At 58.6% G+C, this 18,256-nt stretch carries 17 protein-coding genes and 1 tRNA gene; 15 read left to right on the top strand and 3 right to left on the bottom strand.

Translation table 11 applies throughout. The annotated features are described in order from the left end of the window. Nucleotide 1: 1 nt before the first annotated feature. The 3 genes from ispD to C7386_RS00300 all read right to left on the bottom strand — a co-directional run bounded on the left by ispD (nucleotide 2) and on the right by C7386_RS00300 (nucleotide 2,349). Complete coding sequence (gene ispD / locus C7386_RS00310) at nucleotides 2–718, bottom strand: 2-C-methyl-D-erythritol 4-phosphate cytidylyltransferase (RefSeq protein ID WP_110435083.1); 717 nt, start codon at nucleotides 716–718, stop codon at nucleotides 2–4. A gap of 423 nt (nucleotides 719–1,141) precedes the next feature. Next, nucleotides 1,142–1,681 (bottom strand): site-2 protease family protein, encoded by a 540-nt coding sequence (locus C7386_RS00305; protein WP_110435082.1) that lies wholly within the window; start codon nucleotides 1,679–1,681, stop codon nucleotides 1,142–1,144. After that, nucleotides 1,678–2,349: a M23 family metallopeptidase gene (locus tag C7386_RS00300; RefSeq protein ID WP_116704607.1), complete on the bottom strand. Its 672-nt coding sequence runs from the start codon at nucleotides 2,347–2,349 to the stop codon at nucleotides 1,678–1,680. The genes C7386_RS00305 and C7386_RS00300 overlap by 4 nt, the downstream gene beginning before the upstream one ends. A gap of 377 nt (nucleotides 2,350–2,726) precedes the next feature. On the opposite strand from C7386_RS00300, the gene C7386_RS00295 reads away from it, so the two are divergent. The 15 genes from C7386_RS00295 to C7386_RS00225 all read left to right on the top strand — a co-directional run bounded on the left by C7386_RS00295 (nucleotide 2,727) and on the right by C7386_RS00225 (nucleotide 18,096). Continuing rightward, nucleotides 2,727–3,911 carry an ABC transporter substrate-binding protein gene (locus tag C7386_RS00295; protein WP_116704606.1) on the top strand — a complete coding sequence of 395 codons (1,185 nt, stop codon included), beginning with the start codon at nucleotides 2,727–2,729 and terminating at the stop codon, nucleotides 3,909–3,911. A 301-nt stretch (nucleotides 3,912–4,212) separates the two neighbouring features. After that, entirely contained in the window at nucleotides 4,213–5,094 is an 882-nt protein-coding gene (locus tag C7386_RS00290) for a branched-chain amino acid ABC transporter permease (protein ID WP_116704605.1), read from the top strand. Nucleotides 5,095–5,106: 12 nt separating this feature from the next. Beyond that, entirely contained in the window at nucleotides 5,107–6,189 is a 1,083-nt protein-coding gene (locus tag C7386_RS00285; RefSeq protein WP_116704604.1) for a branched-chain amino acid ABC transporter permease, read from the top strand. 3 nt (nucleotides 6,190–6,192) lie between these two features. Beyond that, nucleotides 6,193–6,951: an ABC transporter ATP-binding protein gene (locus tag C7386_RS00280; RefSeq protein WP_110435077.1), complete on the top strand. Its 759-nt coding sequence runs from the start codon at nucleotides 6,193–6,195 to the stop codon at nucleotides 6,949–6,951. Nucleotides 6,952–6,968: 17 nt separating this feature from the next. Beyond that, nucleotides 6,969–7,676 carry an ABC transporter ATP-binding protein gene (locus tag C7386_RS00275; RefSeq protein ID WP_110435076.1) on the top strand — a complete coding sequence of 236 codons (708 nt, stop codon included), beginning with the start codon at nucleotides 6,969–6,971 and terminating at the stop codon, nucleotides 7,674–7,676. 179 nt (nucleotides 7,677–7,855) lie between these two features. Continuing rightward, complete coding sequence (locus tag C7386_RS00270; RefSeq protein WP_110435075.1) at nucleotides 7,856–8,482, top strand: cytidylate kinase-like family protein; 627 nt, start codon at nucleotides 7,856–7,858, stop codon at nucleotides 8,480–8,482. A 454-nt stretch (nucleotides 8,483–8,936) separates the two neighbouring features. Next, nucleotides 8,937–9,027: transfer RNA gene (locus tag C7386_RS00265), tRNA-Ser, on the top strand. 354 nt (nucleotides 9,028–9,381) lie between these two features. Then, nucleotides 9,382–9,999: a DUF4373 domain-containing protein gene (locus C7386_RS00260; RefSeq protein WP_165815415.1), complete on the top strand. Its 618-nt coding sequence runs from the start codon at nucleotides 9,382–9,384 to the stop codon at nucleotides 9,997–9,999. Between the two features lie 80 nt (nucleotides 10,000–10,079). Continuing rightward, nucleotides 10,080–10,337, top strand: coding sequence for a hypothetical protein (locus C7386_RS13335; protein ID WP_116704602.1), 258 nt, complete (start codon nucleotides 10,080–10,082; stop codon nucleotides 10,335–10,337). Nucleotides 10,338–10,394: 57 nt separating this feature from the next. Beyond that, nucleotides 10,395–11,486: a flagellin lysine-N-methylase gene (gene fliB, locus C7386_RS00250; RefSeq protein WP_116704601.1), complete on the top strand. Its 1,092-nt coding sequence runs from the start codon at nucleotides 10,395–10,397 to the stop codon at nucleotides 11,484–11,486. A gap of 1,050 nt (nucleotides 11,487–12,536) precedes the next feature. Then, nucleotides 12,537–13,199: a polyphosphate polymerase domain-containing protein gene (locus C7386_RS00245; protein WP_318261152.1), complete on the top strand. Its 663-nt coding sequence runs from the start codon at nucleotides 12,537–12,539 to the stop codon at nucleotides 13,197–13,199. After that, on the top strand, nucleotides 13,192–13,869 hold the full coding sequence (locus tag C7386_RS00240) for a DUF4956 domain-containing protein (RefSeq protein WP_116704600.1): 678 nt from the start codon (nucleotides 13,192–13,194) through the stop codon (nucleotides 13,867–13,869). The genes C7386_RS00245 and C7386_RS00240 overlap by 8 nt, the downstream gene beginning before the upstream one ends. Nucleotides 13,870–14,020: 151 nt before the next feature. Next, entirely contained in the window at nucleotides 14,021–16,402 is a 2,382-nt protein-coding gene (locus C7386_RS00235; protein WP_116704599.1) for a carbohydrate-binding domain-containing protein, read from the top strand. A gap of 393 nt (nucleotides 16,403–16,795) precedes the next feature. Beyond that, nucleotides 16,796–17,521, top strand: a complete 726-nt coding sequence (locus C7386_RS00230; RefSeq protein ID WP_110435069.1) for a sigma factor — start codon at nucleotides 16,796–16,798, stop codon at nucleotides 17,519–17,521. After that, complete coding sequence (locus C7386_RS00225; RefSeq protein ID WP_110435068.1) at nucleotides 17,509–18,096, top strand: hypothetical protein; 588 nt, start codon at nucleotides 17,509–17,511, stop codon at nucleotides 18,094–18,096. Before C7386_RS00230 ends, C7386_RS00225 begins: the two co-directional genes overlap by 13 nt. Nucleotides 18,097–18,256: the final 160 nt, after the last annotated feature.

Below are 18,256 nucleotides of genomic sequence, written 5' to 3'. Positions count from 1 at the left end.
ATTACTTGTCCTCCCTTGTGAGGAGCGCTTCCGCAACGAGAATGTCCTCCGGCGTGGTGATCTTAATGTTCTGGTAGCTGCCGTGGGTCGCCTTGACGATGGTGCCGAGCGACTCGACAGCCGCGCAGTCATCGGTGAAGCTGTAGCCGCGCTCGGCAGCCGAGGTGAGCGCACGGCGGAGCAGGTCCTTGCGGAATACCTGCGGGGTCTGTACCGCGGCAAGCGTGTTGCGGGCGACATCGGCGGCGATGTTGCCATCCTCGATGCGCTTGATGCTGTCCTTGACCGGAACGACCGGCGCGGCAGCGCCGTACTCGGCGGCGGTGGTAACCGCCTCGGTGATAACGGCCTCGGAGACGAGCGGGCGGGCGCCGTCGTGTACGGCAACGAGCACGGCGTTTTCCGGTGCGGCCGTGATGCCCGCGAGAACGGATTCCGTGCGGGTCTCGCCGCCGCGCGTTACCGTGCACAGCTTGTCAATGGAGAAGGCCTTCGCCAGCTCGGTATAGGGCATGATGTCCTGCTCACGGCAGACGAGCACGATATCGCGGATGGCGGCGCATTTCTGGAAGGCGGAAAGCGTGCGTGCGAGGACGGGTACGCCGTCGATCTCGAGCAGCAGCTTGTTTTCGCCGCCCATGCGGCGGGAGGAGCCTGCCGCTACGATAACAGCGCATACGGCGGGGAGATCAGTTTTTTTTCTGCGTTTTCCCAGCATAATTGTTCGGTCCTTTCTATCCAAAGGCTTTGTGAGCCTTTTGGTTTGTTTGGATAAATCTTTGTACCGTTATTTTACACGATTTCGGCAAAATTTACAAGAGCGCAGAATAATTAGTAATTAACGCGAGGGTGAAGCGTTGCCGTAGGGTGCGACGACCTCGGCGCACCGAATTTTAACGATTTGGTACACGTTATCCCGTAGGGGAGCACAGTGTGCTCCCACACAACGTAAAATCGCACGGTTCTTGGGCGAACAATGTTCGCCCCTACGGTTATGCGTGTGCATGCGGGTTACATACGGTGCGACCTCGGCGTTCCGAATTTAACAATTTGGTACACGTTATCCCGTAGGGGAGCACAGTGTGCTCCCGAACAGCGTAAAATCGAACGGTTCTTGGGCGAACAATGTTCGCCCCTGCGGTTATGCGTGTGCATGCGGGTTACATGCGGCGACCATCAATCCAGCGAGAAACAGCCACCCGCCAAATCCCGATTTCCACAGGAGGACGCCGCCCGCAAGGAGGACGAGAACGGACACGCCCGCAATCCCATTCAGCAGGCGTGTAAACCGTCCGTCCGCGAGGTGCCGGAGCGCCATGCCGCCGTCGAGCGGGGGCACGGGCAGCAGGTTGAACAGCCCGAGCAGGGCACTCGCGCCGGCAAGCCGGTACGCGCCGAGCGGGTTCGCCAGTGCGGTGAGCGCAAAGCTGGCCGCCGGTCCGGCGAGGCAGATGGCGGCGCGTGAAAACGGCGACGGCGGCAGGCTGCACCGCAGGACAGCGCCGCAGGCGGTCAGGCACAGGGCGTGCACCGAGCCGCCGGACAGCCGAATGACAAAAAGGTGTCCGCACTCATGTACAGCCGCCGCCAACAGGAAAATGGGGAGCACGCCGCTCTCATCCGCGCACCAGAGCGCAGCCATGAGCACAAGAAAGCCGTCGCGGACCTGAATCCGGCTCACAGCGCAAGATAGTCGGCAGGATCGAGCGCCGCGCCGTTGTGCCACAGCTCGAGGTGCAGGTGCGGACCGGTGGCGTTGCCGGTCTGACCGACCTTGGCAATTTCCTGTCCGCAGGTGACGGTATCACCGACTTTGGCGGAAATGCTGCTGCAGTGCGCGTATAAGGTTGCAAAACCGTCCGCGTGATCGACAATGACATACAGACCGTAGCCGGATTCACCGGTCTCGCGCACGGTGCCGTCCGCGAAGGCGGTGATGGGCGTGCCCTCGTCCGCGGCAAGGTCAAGCCCGTAGTGGAAGCCCGGCTGACCGGTGATGGGACTGAGCCTGCTGCCGAAAGAGGACGTCAGCGTGCCGGAAGTCGGCGTGGTGTGCTCGAACTCCATCGGATAGACGGTCTGGTCAACCGTGTCGGGGAACAGGGTCTGGTCGCGGTCTAAAATATCGTCCGCACCGCCGGAGGATTCCGCAGGAACGGTATCTGCGGGCATGGCAGAGCCGCCGAATACCGCGAGAACATGGTCAGCATTTGCCGCGCCGGACAGGGCAGAAGCCGCCTTTTCGCGCACGGTCTGCGCGAAGGGGATATCGGCGTACTTTATCACACCGGCAGCGAGAACCAGCGTTACGATGAATAACAGTCCTTTTCCGTGGCGTTTTTCGGTCATGGGGTACCTCCTTGAAATGTTGCACAGATTGAATGAACACCGCAGGGCGGAGCACCCCGCCCTACGAATATCTTATGAATAGCGAAGATAGTCTATGATGTTCTCAGCATGAGAAAAGTTTTGCAGGCTCTCCCTGCAAAAACGGCGGCAGGATGGAAGTAATTTGCAGGAATCCTTGCGGGGCGGACAAGTGTTCTTGTGAGAAGATACAAAAAACGTAAAGTTACTCAAAAGATAATCAGTAGATTATCTGAAATTGTATTCTCAGCGCAAAAAAAGTGCGCCGAAATGCGGAAATGGTAGTATAATGTGAAGCATAATCCAAGACACCCGATAGGATATGCCGATTCGGGGGAAACAAAGGAGAAGATTTCACCATGAAGAAAACACTCAGTATGCTTCTTGCCGGCGCTATGCTGGCTACGGCGCTGACCGGCTGCGGTGGTTCCGCTTCGAGCAGCTCCGATTCGCAGAACAGCGGCTCCGACAGCACCGCTTCCGGCACTGCCTTCAAGATTGGCGGCACCGGCCCGCTGACCGGCGCGGCTGCTATTTACGGCAACGCCTGCAAGAACGGCGCACAGATCGCGGTTGACGAGATCAACGCTGAGGGCGGCGATATTCAGTTCGAGCTGAACTATCAGGACGATGAGCACGACGCCGAGAAGGCTGTCAACGCCTACAACACCCTGAAGGACTGGGGCATGCAGCTGTCTCTCGGCTCCGTAACCTCCAAGCCGTGCGAGGCTACCGCCGCTGAGAACTACAGCGACCGTATTTTCGCACTGACTCCGTCTGCTTCCACCGTTGCGGTAACCGCAGATAAGGACAATGTGTTCCAGATGTGCTTCGTTGACCCGAACCAGGGCACCGCATCCGCACAGTACATCGCAGAGCAGAAGCTCGGCACCAAGGTTGCGATCATCTGGAAGAACGATGACGTTTACTCCACCGGCATTCACGACAAGTTTGTAGAAGAGGCAAAGACCAAGGGCCTGCAGGTCGTTTCCGACAACACCTTTACCGATGCTTCCGCGAACGACTTCTCCGTTCAGCTGAACGATGCAAAGAGCAAGGGCGCTGACCTGGTATTCCTGCCGATGTACTATCAGCCGGCATCCCTGATCCTGACGCAGGCAAACAGCATGGGCTACAAGCCGAAGTTCTTCGGTGTAGACGGCATGGACGGCATTCTGACCATGGAAGGCTTTGATCCCAAGCTGGCCGAGGGCGTAATGCTGCTGACCCCGTTCAACGCAGACGCAACCGACGAAAAGACCGTTTCCTTCGTTAAGAAGTACAAGGAGCAGTTCGGCGAGACCCCGAACCAGTTCGCAGCCGACGCTTACGACTGTGTTTACGCTTACAAGCAGGCACTCGAGAATGCAGGCGCTACGCCGGATATGTCCGCAGAGGATCTGTGCGACAAGATGATCGAGCAGTTCACCTCCATGACCTTTGACGGTCTGACCGGCGAGGGCATGACCTGGGATGAGACCGGTGCCGTATCCAAGTCCCCGAAGGGCATGGTTATCGAGAACGGCGCTTACGTTGGTATGTAAGACAGAACCGTAGGGTTCCAACAGCATAAACGCAAGGGCGAGTGAAGGAGGTCTGGAAGCAGTCCTCCTTTACCGCTATTATAAAGAAGATAGGAGGTAGGAGATAGGAGGTAGGAGTGGACGACGATAAACGTTTCCCGTAGGGCGCGACGACTCGGCGCGCCGTATAAACCGTATGCACATCGTTACGAACGGCGCGCCGGGGTCGTCGCGCCCTACGGTACGGGTAAATCATCGGATAAATTCCTACCTCCTCCCTCCTAACTCCTACCTTAAAAGAAAGAATGAGGTGTTCCAAACCATGAGCTTTTTGAATCATTTGATCAGCGGCATCAGTCTGGGCAGCATCTACGCCATCATCGCACTCGGCTACACGATGGTTTACGGCATTGCAAAAATGCTGAACTTCGCGCACGGCGATGTTATCATGGTAGGCGGCTACATGTGCTTCTGCGCTACCACCTATCTCGGCTGGCCGGCGTGGATGGGCGTTGTGCTGGCTGTTATTGTCTGCACCGCGCTCGGTGTTGTTATTGAGAGACTTGCCTACAAGCCGCTGCGCATGGCGCCGTCGCTGGCGGTGCTGATCACAGCCATCGGCGTTTCGTACTTCCTGCAGAATGCAGCGCTGCTGATCTGGTCCTCCAACCCGAAGACCTTTACCTCGGTCGTTACCGGCGAGGCGCTCAGCCTGTTCGGCGGTCAGATGCAGATCTCCAAGGTGACGCTCGTTGCCATTGCGGCCTGCCTTGTCATCATGGTCGCTCTGATGCTGTTCACCGGCAAGAGCAAGGTCGGCACGGCGATGCGCGCCGTTTCCGAGGACAAGGGCGCGGCCCAGCTGATGGGCATCAACGTCAACACGACCATTTCCATCACCTTTGCGATCGGCTCGGGTCTGGCAGCCATCGCGGGCGTGCTGCTGTGCTCCGCGTACCCGACCCTGATGCCGACCACCGGCTCTCTGCCGGGCATCAAGGCGTTCACCGCTGCCGTATTCGGCGGCATCGGCTCGATTCCGGGCGCGTTCATCGGCGGCATTCTGCTCGGCATCATCGAGATTTTCGCCAAGGCGTACATTTCCACGCAGCTGTCGGACGCGATCGTGTTCGCAGTGCTCATCGTGGTGCTGCTGGTCAAGCCGGACGGCCTGCTCGGCAAGCATGTGAGCGAAAAGGTTTAAGGGGGCAGTCATATGAACAAGTTAAAATCCTATGCTGCGTCCAAGCGCGGACGTGACACGCTGCTGTGCTTCGGCATTGTCATTATTGCGTATATCATCGTGCAGGCAGCCATCGCGGGCGGCGGCATCTCCAGCCAGATCAAGGGTCTGCTCGTGCCGATCTGCGCGTATGTTGTCATGGCGATCTCGCTCAACCTGACCGTCGGCATCCTCGGTGAGCTGTCGCTCGGCCATGCGGGCTTTATGTCGGTCGGCGCGTTTGCGGGCATTGTCACCACCACCTGTCTGGCGGATGCGATTCCGCTTGCACCGCTGCGTCTGGCTGTCGCCATGGTCGTTGCCGGACTGTTTGCGGCGATTGCGGGTGTTATCGTCGGCGTGCCGGTACTGCGCCTCAAGGGCGACTACCTCGCCATCGTAACCCTCGCCTTCGGTGAGATCATCAAAAACATTGTAAACGTTATGTATCTCGGTCTGGATGATGCCGGTCTGCATTTCAGTCTGGTCAACCAGAATTTCCAGCTGGGCGACGGCGGCAAGATGATCATCAACGGCCCGATCGGCGTATCCGGCGTCACCAAGCTCTCCACCTTCACCTCGGGCGTTGTGCTCATCCTCGTTACGCTGTTCTTCGTGCTGAATTTTGTAAACAGCCGCACGGGACGTGCTGTCATGGCGGTCCGCGACAACAAGATCGCCGCTGACTCCATCGGCATCTCCACCTCGCACTACAAGCTGCTCGCGTTCGTGGTCTCTGCGGCGTTCGCAGGCATGGCGGGCACGCTGTACGCGATGAACTTCTCCACCGTAACCGCAGCCAAGTTTGACTTCAACACCTCCATTCTGGTGCTCGTATTCGTCGTTCTCGGCGGTCTGGGCAACATCTGGGGTTCGATTATCGCGGCTACTCTGCTGACGCTGCTGCCCGAGCTGCTGCGCGGCCTGAGCAACTACCGTATGCTCATCTACGCAATCCTGCTGATTGCAATGATGCTGTTCAACAACTCCTCCTTCAAGGTTCGCCTGCTGGAGAAGCGCGCAATGCGTCAGATGGAAAAGGCCGAAAAGGCCGGCGGCAAAAAGGAGGGTGCGTAAGCCATGGCAATGCTGGAAGTTACTTCGCTCGGCATTTCGTTCGGCGGTCTGCGTGCCGTTGACGAGCTGAGCATGAAAATCGAAAAGGGCGGTCTGGTCGGCCTCATCGGCCCGAACGGCGCAGGCAAGACCACCGCGTTCAATATGCTGACCGGCGTGTACCGTCCGACTGACGGCGGCATCCGTCTGGACGGTCAGAACCTCATCGGCAAAAAGCCGCATGAAATCTGCAAGCTGGGCGTTGCCCGTACGTTCCAGAACATTCGCCTGTTCTCGCAGCTGAGCGTGCTGGATAACGTAAAGACCGGTCTGCACAACCAGATCACCTACTCGTTCGCAGAGAGCATGTTCCACCTCGGCTCCTACCGCAAAAAGGAGAAGCAGATGGACGAAAAGGCGATGGAGCTGCTGCGCGTGTTCGATCTGGACGGCGTAGCCGACTACAAGGCAGCCAACCTGCCGTACGGCAAGCAGCGCAAGCTCGAGATCGCGCGTGCGCTCGCTACCAACCCCAAGCTGCTGCTGCTCGACGAGCCTGCCGCGGGCATGAACCCGAACGAGACCGAGGAGCTGATGGAGACGATTGAAATCGTCCGCAAGAGGTTCGGCGTAACCGTTCTGCTCATCGAGCATGACATGAAGCTGGTCTCCGGTATCTGCGAGTACCTGTATGTGCTCAACTTCGGCCGTCTGCTCGCTGAGGGCACGCCCAAGGAAGTGCTGAGCAACCCGGAAGTCGTTAAGGCGTATCTGGGCGAATAAGAAAGGAGGAAACACCAATGGCAATGTTGGAAGTAAAGGACATCAACGTGTATTACGGCCTGATTCATGCACTGCGCGACGTTTCCTTCGAGGTAAACGAGGGCGAGGTCGTAGCGCTCATCGGTGCAAACGGCGCCGGTAAGACCACCACGCTGCACACGGTCACGGGTCTGCTGCCGAGCAAGGGCGGCACGGTGACGTTCGAGGGCAAGGACATTACGCACAAGCCGGGTCATGCCATCGTGAAGCTGGGCATGAGCCACGTTCCGGAGGGCCGCCGCGTGTTCGCGGGTCTGACGGTCGCGGAGAACCTGCGTATGGGCGCGTATACCCGTCCGAAGAATGAAATTCCGGAGTCGCTGAAAATGGTCTATGAGCGTTTTCCGCGTCTGGAGGAGCGTAAAAATCAGGCAGCCGGTACGCTGTCCGGCGGCGAGCAGCAGATGCTCGCAATGGGCCGTGCGCTGATGAGCAAGCCGCGCATCCTGCTGCTCGATGAGCCGTCCATGGGTCTGTCGCCGCTGTTCGTCGGCGAAATCTTCAAGATCATCGAGGAAGTGTCCAAGGCAGGCACCACCGTCCTGCTGGTAGAGCAGAACGCGAAGAAGGCGCTGTCCATCGCGGATAGAGGCTACGTCCTCGAAACCGGTAAGATCGTCAAGACCGGCAAGGCAGCTGATCTGCTGAATGATGACTCTATTAAGAAAGCATACCTCGGTGAGTAAGCCGGAGGAAGATAGGAGATAGGAGGGAGGAGGCAGGAGTTTATCCGATGATTTACCTGTACCGTAGGGCGCGACGACCCCGGCGCGCCGAGTCGTCGCGCCCTACGGGAAACGTTTATCGTCATCCACTCCTACCTCCTGCCTCCTAACTCCTCACTGGAATAGGGGGAGGTTATAAAGTGAAACCTTACGTTATTACTATCGCGCGCCAGTACGGCTCGGGCGGCAAGACGGTCGGCAAGATGCTGGCGCGCAAGCTGGGCATTCCGTTCTACAACCGCGAGATCATCACCATGGCGAGTGAGGACAGCGGTGTAAACGCCATGCTGTTCTCGGACGAGCGTCTCAAGGGCGATTTCCTGACGCGCCTGCGCGCGCATTATCACGGCAACGCGCCCGTGCCGAACGACTCGTCCAAGTCCTACCTCAAGGATGAGGCGCTGTTCGCCTATCAGGTGAAGATCATCCGCCGGCTGGCGGATCAGGGTCCGTGCGTTATGATCGGCCGCTGTGCCGACTATATTCTGGCAGGCCGACCGGATGTTGTGCGCGTGTTCGTCCATGCGGACAAGGATTTCTGTCTCGAGCAGGCCATGAAGGTGGACTCGCTGCCGGAGCAGGAGGTCGAGAAGAAGATCGCGGAGATCGACGATTACCGCGCCCGCTACTACAAGCACCACACCGGCCACGACTGGTATGACGCGCGGAATTATGATCTGTCGCTCAACAGCGGCGTGCTCGGCTTTGACGGCACGGTTGAAGAGATCATCAAGTATATGGAAGTGCGCGAGCAGTTTCAGAAGTAAACAGGGGAGAACCGTCTGTGAGAGCAGGCGGTTTTCTTTTTGTCCATTCCCGCAAATGCTGCACGCGCGTACAATAATGATTGCAATATCCCGTAGGGGAGCACATTGTGCTCCCACGCCACTGTTCAATGGGCGCGTGTGAATGGTAAATCCGCCGATGGTTCACACGCACGGACGCAACGGTAACGTCTGTTGTGGGCGAACACTGTTCGCCCCTACGGGATAACGTGTACAGACCGGATAGCAACGGTGCGCCGAGGTCGTCGCACCCTACGGGATGACGTGTACAGATGGGATAGCAACGGTAAACCATGGCAGGAAAACGGTGCAGATTCGACCCCAAAAAACTTTTTCAAAAAATTTTGAAAAAAGGGTTGACGAAACGGGGATTCTGTTATATACTAAACAAGTCGTCAGCGATGAGTCATCAAAAACGACAACAACTTAACAAGATGGAGAGTTGGCTGAGTGGTCGAAGGCGCACGATTGGAAATCGTGTAGGCGTGATGAGCGTCTCTAGGGTTCAAATCCCTAACTCTCCGCCATAAAGAGCTGAAATCGTAAGGTTTCAGCTCTTTTTGCATTACCTGTCGCGAAACTACAGTTTCGCCGACAAGGAGGAACGGACCGCAGGCCGTTCCAAAGTCGTCCGAAAGTTCCTATACAGAAACTTTCTCCCTCCGGAAGTGAAAAAACCGAGATACATGCTCCCGGTTTTTTCGGATTGCAGAGCAATCCTATTGAATACGCGCTTACGCGCGGGCTGCGAACAGATTTTAACATCCTCTGACTGTGAACAGGGGATGTTTTTTTATTTCCCGGAAAATATTTTTTCGGAGTTGACCATTTGTGGTCAATTTTTTATCCGTTCCGGCGGTAGGGTAAAGGGAGGTGCTCACATGGGCAGAAACAGAAAAGTTGGATTGGACTGGTGGCCGCGCGACATCGGCCTGTACCGTGACCCGAAGCTGAGAGCCGCACGGCAGAAATTCGGCGTGCTCGGGCCGTATGTGTACGAATGCCTGCTCGACATTGCCTACGGCGACAAGGGCTACTACATCGCCTACAGCGGCGAGGGCCGCGAGGACACGCTGTGGCAGCTCCGCGAGTACACCGCCGGACTGGAAAACGTGACAATCGAAACACTGGCCGCCGTAGTCGATCAGCTGGCGGCAAGCGGCCTGTTCCATGCTGCGTTATATGAACGCGGCTTTCTCACATCCAAAAGAATACAGATGGGGTATTTTCTGGCGACCGTGACGCGTAATGCAGTGCCCATCAATTTTGACATTTGGCTTCTCACCGAGCAGGAAATGCGGGAGAAGAATCCGAGTGGCAAGTCTTTTGTGCTGCGTGCATTTATTTCCCGCACGGAAAATGCGATTTATCGTACGGAAAATGCGATTTATTGTACCGAAAATCCACAGAGCAGAGAAGAGCAGAGAACAGAAGAGCAGAGGACAGTAGAGCAGAGCAGACCAGAGAAGAGAAAGCTGTTACGGCTGATTCTGGTCTGACGACCGAACTGGAAGAAAAACTGAATTGTAAGTTTGACCATAATTTCTGTCTGGAGCTGCGCAGGCTGCAGAACAAGGGTATGCAGCGTGAGGTGTTCTTAGATACCGCCCGACAGACGGCTGAGAATGCACCGCGCAATCCGGCAGGGTATTTCCGCACGCTGCTGCAGAACTGCGAGCGTGACGGCATTCTCACCGCTGAGGATATGCAGAAACGGGCAAAGCCCGCACCGGCGCAGCCTGCAATCGGGCCGTCGAGCGAACAGCTGTCCGCGTTCGATCAGGAATGGTACGAGCGGGTCAAGCGGTACACAAGGGAGAAGGCGGTGCCGTCATAACCCTTTTCAACCGCGCCCGTGTCTGCTATAATGAGACAGACAAGAGAGGTGATTAGGATGGGCTACATTCGCCGTCCTGCGTATTACAAGGCATTCCGGTGCATCGGCTCGGACTGCACGGAAAACTGCTGTATCGGCTGGGAGATCGACGTAGACGAGGATTCCCTTGCGTACTACGAGACCGTTCACGGCGATTTTGGCGAGCGTTTGCGCGCGAGCATTGCGCCTGCGGACGCGCAGACCGGAGAGCCGGCGCATTTTCGTCTGGACGCCGAGGAGCGGTGTCCGCTGCTGAACGACTGCAACCTGTGCGAAGTGCTGCTTCACTTAGGTGAGGACAAAATGGCGCAGATCTGCACCGACCACCCGCGGTATTACGAGTGGTTTTCGGACGGCCGTGAGGACGGTCTCGGCTTGTGCTGTGAGGCTGCCGCCGAGTTGATACTCGCGCAGACCGGCGCACCGGCGTTTGACGTGACCGAGGCGGACGGCGTATCCGAAACCGGCACGGAGGCCGAAACCGAACTGGAGAACGTGCTGTTTTCCATGCGCGATGCGCTGTTCCGGCTGGCGTGCGAGGACGCGCCGTTCGATGACAAGGCCGACAGGCTCTACCGCACGGCAAAGGCGCAGCAGGAGCAGTACGATGACCTGCTGTTCCCGTTCCCCGAGGACGAGGATGCAGACGAGACGGACGAGGACACGGCTTCGTGGTCGCAGGCGTTCTGGCGGGAGAGCACGCTCACGAGTTTGCTCGAGCTGCTGCTCGGCTTTGAGATCAACAAGGACGACTGGCGCACGCTGCTGACCGGCGCAAAGGCGCATCTGCCGGAGATTATCGCCCGCAGGAATGACTTTTTGCAGGCGTATCAGGGCAAGCGCCATGAATACGATAACCTGCTGACGTACTTCCTGTACCGGCACTTTATGAAGGCGCTCGGGGACGACGCCGTGCAGGACAAGGTGCAGCTGGCGCTCGTGAGCACGGCGGTCATTCAGCTGCTCGATGTGTACGAGTGGCTCGCCAAGGGCGAGCTCACGCACTGGGCGCAGATCTGCATCTGCAAGGCGTACTCGCGCGAGATTGAGTATAACGAGGACAATACTGAGCAGCTTGCCGCCTTTTCCGTCCTTGACGAAATGGAATAAAACAGAACACCGCGGACTGGGGGTCTGCGGTGTTTTTGTTTTGCGGTGCTGAACCACAGCGGGAGGGATTCGCCCCTGACGGGGCGGCAGCGTCGCGGCACCCGCCGCGGGGGCAAAAAGGAAGGGACACCTGCGGTTTCCCTTCCTCTTTGGACTCCTACCTTTCCCTTGTTAGATAGTCCGGCGCAGATTTCCTATATGTGACCGCTTCGAAAATAGGGAACGGCAGAGGATTTTTTCTACCGTAGGGGAGCACAGTGTGCTCCCATGTCGAGACATATTCGCAGTGTCAGATACCATTCTGCTACACAGGTCGGCTACTTTCAGCAGGCGCGACATAACAGTGTCGCGCAACTCTTTGACATGTTGTAACGCACGGCACCTGCGAATTAGGCGTTTGGTACAATTTATCCTCGCAGACCCTGTCTATAACAACGCGCTAAAGGATCGCGCGGCACTGCTATGCCGCGCCTGCGAAGACTTTCCGGTCTGTGTAGCAGTACGCTGTCTGTGAACTGCGAAAAGGTGGAGAAAGACACGCTGCGGTAACCCGACTGCCGTACTCTTTTTCGCAGCGGTCACATGTCGGCAATCTGCGCCAGACTATCTAAGGGAAAGGTAGGAGTCCAAAGAGGAAGGAAAACCGCAGGTTGTCCTTCCTTTTTGCCCCTCGCCGTGGGTACGGCGTCGCCCCCCGCCGTGGGTACGGCGAATCCCCCCCGCCGTGGGTACGGCGTCATCCCCCCCGCGGCGGGCGCCGCGACGTTCCCGCCGTCCGCAAACGGCGAATCCCCCCCGCTGAGGTTCAGCGAAAAATGGCGCTCCCTTGTGTAAAGTTTGTGTAAAGCGGGTGCACCTTTTGTGATACTGCCGAAAATCCGCTGAACGCCTTCGCATTTACAGACAGAAGCAAAAATGAAAGGGCTTTCACCCAATCCGAAGGAGGCGTTCGCCATAAGTGAATATCAATGTACATTCAAGCGATATGAAAAGAAATATCTGGTCACGCAGCAGTAGTACAACGCGCTTGCCAAGGTGTTTGCGGCGCGGATGGTGCCCGACCGGTTCGCGGAATCGACCATCAGCAACATCTATTACGACACGCCGGATTTCCGGCTCATCCGCCGCTCGCTCGACCGTCCGGCGTACAAGGAGAAGCTGCGCCTGCGTACCTACCGCACGCCGGGTGCCGATACCGAGGCGTTTGTGGAGATCAAGAAAAAATACGACCACATCGTCTACAAGCGCCGTGTTGCGATGACCTACAGCGAAGCGCAGGCGTATTTAGACGGCGGCGCGGCACCCGAGCAGAGCCAGATTTCAAACGAGATTGACTGGTTCCTGCAATTCTACAAGGGCATACAGCCCGCCATGTGCATCTGCTACGACCGGCTCGCGCTGTTCGACCAGTATCAGCCCGAGCTGCGCGTCACGTTCGACTCGGGCATTCGGTGGCGCATGGACGATTTAGACCTGTCCTCCGGCTCGGCAGGCGAGCAGCTGCTGCCGCACGACACCTGCCTGATGGAGATAAAGATCCCCGGCACCACGCCCCTGTGGCTGGCGCGGGCGCTGAGCGAGAACGCTATTTTCCCGACCCACTTTTCCAAATACGGCGCGGCGTATCAGACCATGCTGCGCGAGGACCGTTCGCCGCAGTTCGGCAGCGAAACCATTCACATCAACGAAAAAGGAGAAATTTACTGTGCTTGAGACAATTTTCGGTTCGATTCTGACCGCCGGCCTGACCGGCAGCGCGTTCGTTATCTGTTTGCTGGTGGCGCTTGCGCTCGGCGCACTCGTTGCCGCCGTTTATATGTACAAAAACACCTACACGCAGTCCATGGCGGTCACGCTGGCGCTGCTGCCCGCAATGGTGCAGGTTATCATTCTGCTCGTGAACGGCAACCTCGGCGCAGGCGTGGCTGTCTCCGGCGCGTTCAGCCTTGTGCGATTCCGCTCCGCGGCCGGCTCTGCGCGTGACATTACCTGCATTTTCCTCGCGATGACGCTCGGCCTTGCCACCGGCATGGGCTATATCGGCATTGCCATTGTCACCGGCGCGGTGATGTGCATCCTGCTGACCGCCTACGCGGCGCTGTCCTTCGGCAGAAAGCCGGAGGAGGAGAAGGAGCTGAAAATCACCATTCCGGAGAACCTCGACTACACCGGCCTGTTTGACGATCTGTTTGGGGAGTATACCCGCTCGGCAGAGCTGATTTCCGTGCGTACCACCGGCATGGGCAGCCTGTATAATCTGCATTATCATGTAAGACTGGTTTCTCCCGAGATTGAGAAGCAGTTTTTGGACGCGATCCGGTGCCGGAACGGCAACCTCGATATCGTTTGCGGCAAGGTGCCGCAGGTGAAGGAAGCATTGTAACGATAATGACCATGTTGACCGTAGGGCGCGACAAGGTGAATTGCCCGAAGGGCACCTTCTCTTGCCCTTCGGGCAATTCACCTTGTCGCACCCTACGGGATACATTTGTGATGAAATTGAACCATCCGACAATTTGAAAGGATTGAATATTATGAAAAAGAAACTTCTCGCCGCTTTGCTGGCCTCCGCACTTGCGGCGGGCATGCTGCCGACATCGGCGTGTGCGGCTTCGCACTACACGACCGCGAACGCGACGCTCGTCACCTTAACCGACTCGTCCGCGACCGCAAAGGGCAAGTACACCGGCTATGAGATTGACGGCACCGACGTTTCCATCACGGCGGCGGGCACTTATGTGTTCTCCGGCGACTGCGATAACGGCTCGATCACGGTCAAAAAGGGCGTCACGGGCGTTACCATTGTGCTGAACGGTCTGACGCTCACCAATGATGACAGCGCGGCGATCACCCTGAACAAGACCGCCGAGGCGTCCCTGATTGCGGCGGCGGGCACGACCAACACGGTTGCCGACACCGAAGGCTCCAACGACGAGAACGCGGCGGTCAAGGTCAAGAGCGGCGCGAGCCTGTCCATCGGCGGCACGGGCACGCTGACCGTTGACGGCAACGCGAAAAACGGCATCAAGGGTGCGGCTGACGCGGTGATTACGGTTGCGGAGGTTAAACTGAACATCAACGCCGCGAACGACGGTCTGTCCTGCGACGATGAGCTGAACATTACCGGCGGCACGCTGAGCATCACCGCGGGCGGCGATGCGGTCAAGGCGTCTCCGGACACAGGCGACACCGAGAACCCGGACACGACCTCGCTCGGCAATGTGACCATCTCGGGCGGCACGCTGACGCTCAACGCGACCGAGGACGGCATTCAGGCGGACGGCGATTTGACCATTTCGGGCGGCACGTTTCACGTCAAGACGAACGGCGGCCACACGACCGCGCTCACGGACGATTCCGCCTCCTGCAAGGGCTTTAAGGCGGGCAAGACCCTGACCGTCACTGGCGGCACGCTGACCGTGGACAGCGCGGACGATGCGCTGCACGCGAACGCGGATGTGAGCATCACGGGCGGCACGCTGACCCTTGCGACCGGTGACGACGGCGTTCACGCGGACAACGACCTCGTGATCGGCGCCAAGGGCTCGTCCTCGACCACCACGCCGAAAATCAGCATCACCGCCAGCTATGAGGGCCTTGAGGGCACAACGGTGAACGTGTACAGCGGCGATATTGACGTTGCGGCGTCGGATGACGGCGTAAATGCCGCCAGCAGCCAGCTCGGTGAGCGCAGTGACAAGTACGCCATCAACATCGCGGGCGGTGACCTGTATATTGACGCAGGCTCGGACGGTCTGGACTCCAACAACGATATCAGCATGACCGGCGGCAAGGTGGAGGTCTACGGCGCGGATGCCATGATGGACGCGGCGATTGACTATGACGGCACGTTCACGCTGTCCGGCGGCACGCTGTTCGGCGCGGGCATGGAGCCGACAGCCGGCACGCAGGCGTATATCGCAGTCGGTGAGACCTCGCCGTCCGGCGGCGGCATGGGCGGCGGCCCGAACGGACAGGGCGGCGGTCAGGGCATGACCCCGCCGGGTGACGCAAACGGCACGACCGACGGCAATCGTCCGACCCCGCCGAATTTCTCCGGCAATACCTCGACCGACGGCACGTTTACGCCGCCGACCAAGCCCTCCGGCGGCAAGGCGGACGGCAAGCCGTCCGGCAATCTGCCGAACCGCGAGAGCGCCCTCGGCATCAAGGAGGGCAGTGTTATCACCGTGCAGGATTCCTCCGGCAAAACGCTGTACACCGCGACGGCGCTCGGCTCGATGAGCAGTGTTATCTTCTCCTCGGCGGATATCAAGGAGGGCGAGACGTACACGGTTCTGGTGGACGGCACCTCGGTCGGCACGGCAGAGGCAAAGCTGGGTACCACTGATTCAAGCAGCTCGATGGGCACGTTTAAGCCGGGTCAGGGCGGTCAGCCGAACCAGAACGGCAGTCAGGCCACGGTCGGCAGCTTCAAGGACGTGCCGCAGAACAGCTGGTTTGCAAGTGCGGTGCAGTACGTCACGAGCAACAGCCTGATGAACGGCACGAGCACGACCGCCTTTTCACCGAGCGCGACCATGAGCCGCGGAATGCTGATGACCGTATTGGCGCGTTATGCCGGTGAATCGACAGAGGGCGGCACGGTTTGGTATGAAAAGGGCATGAACTGGGCGAAGAACAAGGGCATATCCGATGGCTCTGCCCCGAACCGGAATATCACCCGTGAGCAGCTTGCCGCCATGCTGTACCGCTATGCCGGTGAGCCGGACGGCGCGGCAGACCTGTCCGCCTACACGGACGCAGGCTCGGTTTCCGCGTATGCGGAAAAGGCGGTGCAGTGGTGCGTCAAGAACGGTATCCTGACCGGTAAAACGTCCTCGACACTCGCTCCCAAGGCAACGGCTACCCGCGCGGAGTGCGCGGCAATGCTGCAGCGTTTCGCTGCACTCTGACTGTCACGAAACTACAGTTTCGCCGACAAGCAGGAACGGACCGTGGGCCGTTCCAAAGTCGTCCGAAAGTTCCGCCCGTTGGTTGAAACTTTCTCCCTCCAGAAGTATAAAAATTTGCGCTATCCTTGCGCGGTTTCTTGACCGCGCTGCGCTGATACATGCTCCCCGTTTTTATGGATTGCAATGCAATCCTATTGAATGCGCGCTAACGCGCGAAGAGAACGATAAAGCAACAGCCTGAACGAATGAAAGAGCACCGCAGAATGCAAACTGCGGTGCTCGTTTTTGTACGTCAAAACATACGGAAGTCTACGCAGAACGGTAACAGTCGGTACACCGTTTCAACACAGAACAAAATTATGATAGTATCATCTAAGGAAGGGAGGCGGCGGCATGCAGACGAGCACACAGGCAGTCCGCGCACGCACGGACGAGCCGTTTTTGGAGCGGTTCATTGAGGCGCATGAGGCATTTGTTCTCCGGTGCGCGAGCAGGCACGCAGGCTTTGCGGTCACGCGCAGCGACGATGAGTATTCGGTCGCGCTGCTGGCCTTCTACGAAGCCATCAAGGGCTACGACCCGGCAAGCGGGCCGTTCGGCGCGTATGCGTCGCTTGTGATTGGCAGACGCCTTGCCGACCATTACCGCAGTCAGCACCGGTTTGACGCGGAAACGCCGCTTGCCCCGCAGACGTTCGACGGCACGGTGGACCGCGAGAGCGCGGACGCCGCCATGCAGCAGGCGGTCGCGGAGCAGATGAGCGAAGCCAAACCGGTCAGCGCACAGGATGAGATCGAGGCGGCAAACACGGTGTTTGAGAAGTATGGGTTCGCGTTTTATGATTTAGCGGCAAGCTCGCCCAAGTCGGACAAGACGCGCCGCAGCTGCGCCGCGGCGGTCGGCACGCTGCTGCATTCGCCGGTGCTGTTCGCGTCCATGCAGAGCGCGCACAGCCTGCCCATCAAGGCGCTGGCGCAGCAGTGCGGCGTGTCCGCGCGGACGATAACCCGTCACCGGGATTACATTGTAGCGGCGGCGCTGCTCATCGACGGCGATTACCCCATCCTCTGCACCTATCTGCAGACCATGCGCAAGGAGGCAGAACAATGCGTGCGATAATTACGGATATTCGAGCGGGAAAGGCCGCCGCGCTCGCGGAGGACGGCACGGTTCACCTTGTAGACGCGAAGAACAGAGCGGTCGGACAGGAGATTCGGATTCCGGCGAAGCGCCGCAGACGGTGGAAAAAGCCGCTGACCTGGGCGGCGTGCGTGGCTGTCCTGTGCGGCATGGCGACCACCGGCGTGTACGCCGCGTATGAGCCGTATGCCAGCGTCAGCATCGTGGGCGGCACGGACAGCGTGGAGTATACGGTAAACCGGTTCGATCAGGTGCTCGGCACCCGCGTTTCCGGCAGGGAGCAGCCGCCGGACGGCAAAATTCCGCGGTTTGTACACATTGATAAGGCGGTGGAGCATACCGTCCGGCAGGAAGCGAAGGAAGGCGAGAGCGTCAGCATCACCGTGACCTCGCGCAGCAGCGGCCACGCCGAACGGCTCCGCGAGCATATCGACGATCGGTTTCGGCAGTCCGGCGATGAGAGAAACCCGCCTGAGGTGAGGGTGCAGCCGCCGCAGGACACGGGTAACGCGCCGGAAGAGAGCCGGCCGAGTGAGAGCACAGAGCAGGCATAAAAATGCTCCCGCGCTTGACTTGGCGCGGGAGTGTGGTATAATAAAGATACAAAAGGGAAACGCTGTTGTACAGCGGTCAGACCCTTTCAATAATCAATGGTTTTTAAGTCATTGACCGTTTGGGTACCAGCCAAGCGGTCAATGCGCTTTTACGAGAAAA

The sequence above is a fragment of the Agathobaculum butyriciproducens genome, from assembly GCA_003096535.1.
Lineage (GTDB): Bacteria > Bacillota > Clostridia > Oscillospirales > Butyricicoccaceae > Agathobaculum > Agathobaculum butyriciproducens.
The sequence above is the reverse complement of the archived record's forward strand: the minus strand, read 5'-3'. Positions and strand labels throughout refer to the sequence as shown.

Coding starts and splice junctions, on each gene's coding strand:
- C7386_RS00225 (WP_110435068.1), top strand. CDS start 17,509: ATGCGTGCGATAATTACGGATATTCGAGCGGGAAAGGCCGCCGCGCTC.
- fliB (WP_116704601.1), top strand. CDS start 10,395: ATGGGCTACATTCGCCGTCCTGCGTATTACAAGGCATTCCGGTGCATC.
- C7386_RS00290 (WP_116704605.1), top strand. CDS start 4,213: ATGAGCTTTTTGAATCATTTGATCAGCGGCATCAGTCTGGGCAGCATC.
- C7386_RS00260 (WP_165815415.1), top strand. CDS start 9,382: ATGGGCAGAAACAGAAAAGTTGGATTGGACTGGTGGCCGCGCGACATC.
- C7386_RS00275 (WP_110435076.1), top strand. CDS start 6,969: ATGGCAATGTTGGAAGTAAAGGACATCAACGTGTATTACGGCCTGATT.
- ispD (WP_110435083.1), bottom strand. CDS start 718: ATGCTGGGAAAACGCAGAAAAAAAACTGATCTCCCCGCCGTATGCGCT.
- C7386_RS00230 (WP_110435069.1), top strand. CDS start 16,796: ATGCAGACGAGCACACAGGCAGTCCGCGCACGCACGGACGAGCCGTTT.
- C7386_RS00245 (WP_318261152.1), top strand. CDS start 12,537: ATGGTGCCCGACCGGTTCGCGGAATCGACCATCAGCAACATCTATTAC.
- C7386_RS00295 (WP_116704606.1), top strand. CDS start 2,727: ATGAAGAAAACACTCAGTATGCTTCTTGCCGGCGCTATGCTGGCTACG.
- C7386_RS00280 (WP_110435077.1), top strand. CDS start 6,193: ATGGCAATGCTGGAAGTTACTTCGCTCGGCATTTCGTTCGGCGGTCTG.
- C7386_RS00285 (WP_116704604.1), top strand. CDS start 5,107: ATGAACAAGTTAAAATCCTATGCTGCGTCCAAGCGCGGACGTGACACG.
- C7386_RS13335 (WP_116704602.1), top strand. CDS start 10,080: ATGCAGCGTGAGGTGTTCTTAGATACCGCCCGACAGACGGCTGAGAAT.
- C7386_RS00235 (WP_116704599.1), top strand. CDS start 14,021: ATGAAAAAGAAACTTCTCGCCGCTTTGCTGGCCTCCGCACTTGCGGCG.
- C7386_RS00300 (WP_116704607.1), bottom strand. CDS start 2,349: ATGACCGAAAAACGCCACGGAAAAGGACTGTTATTCATCGTAACGCTG.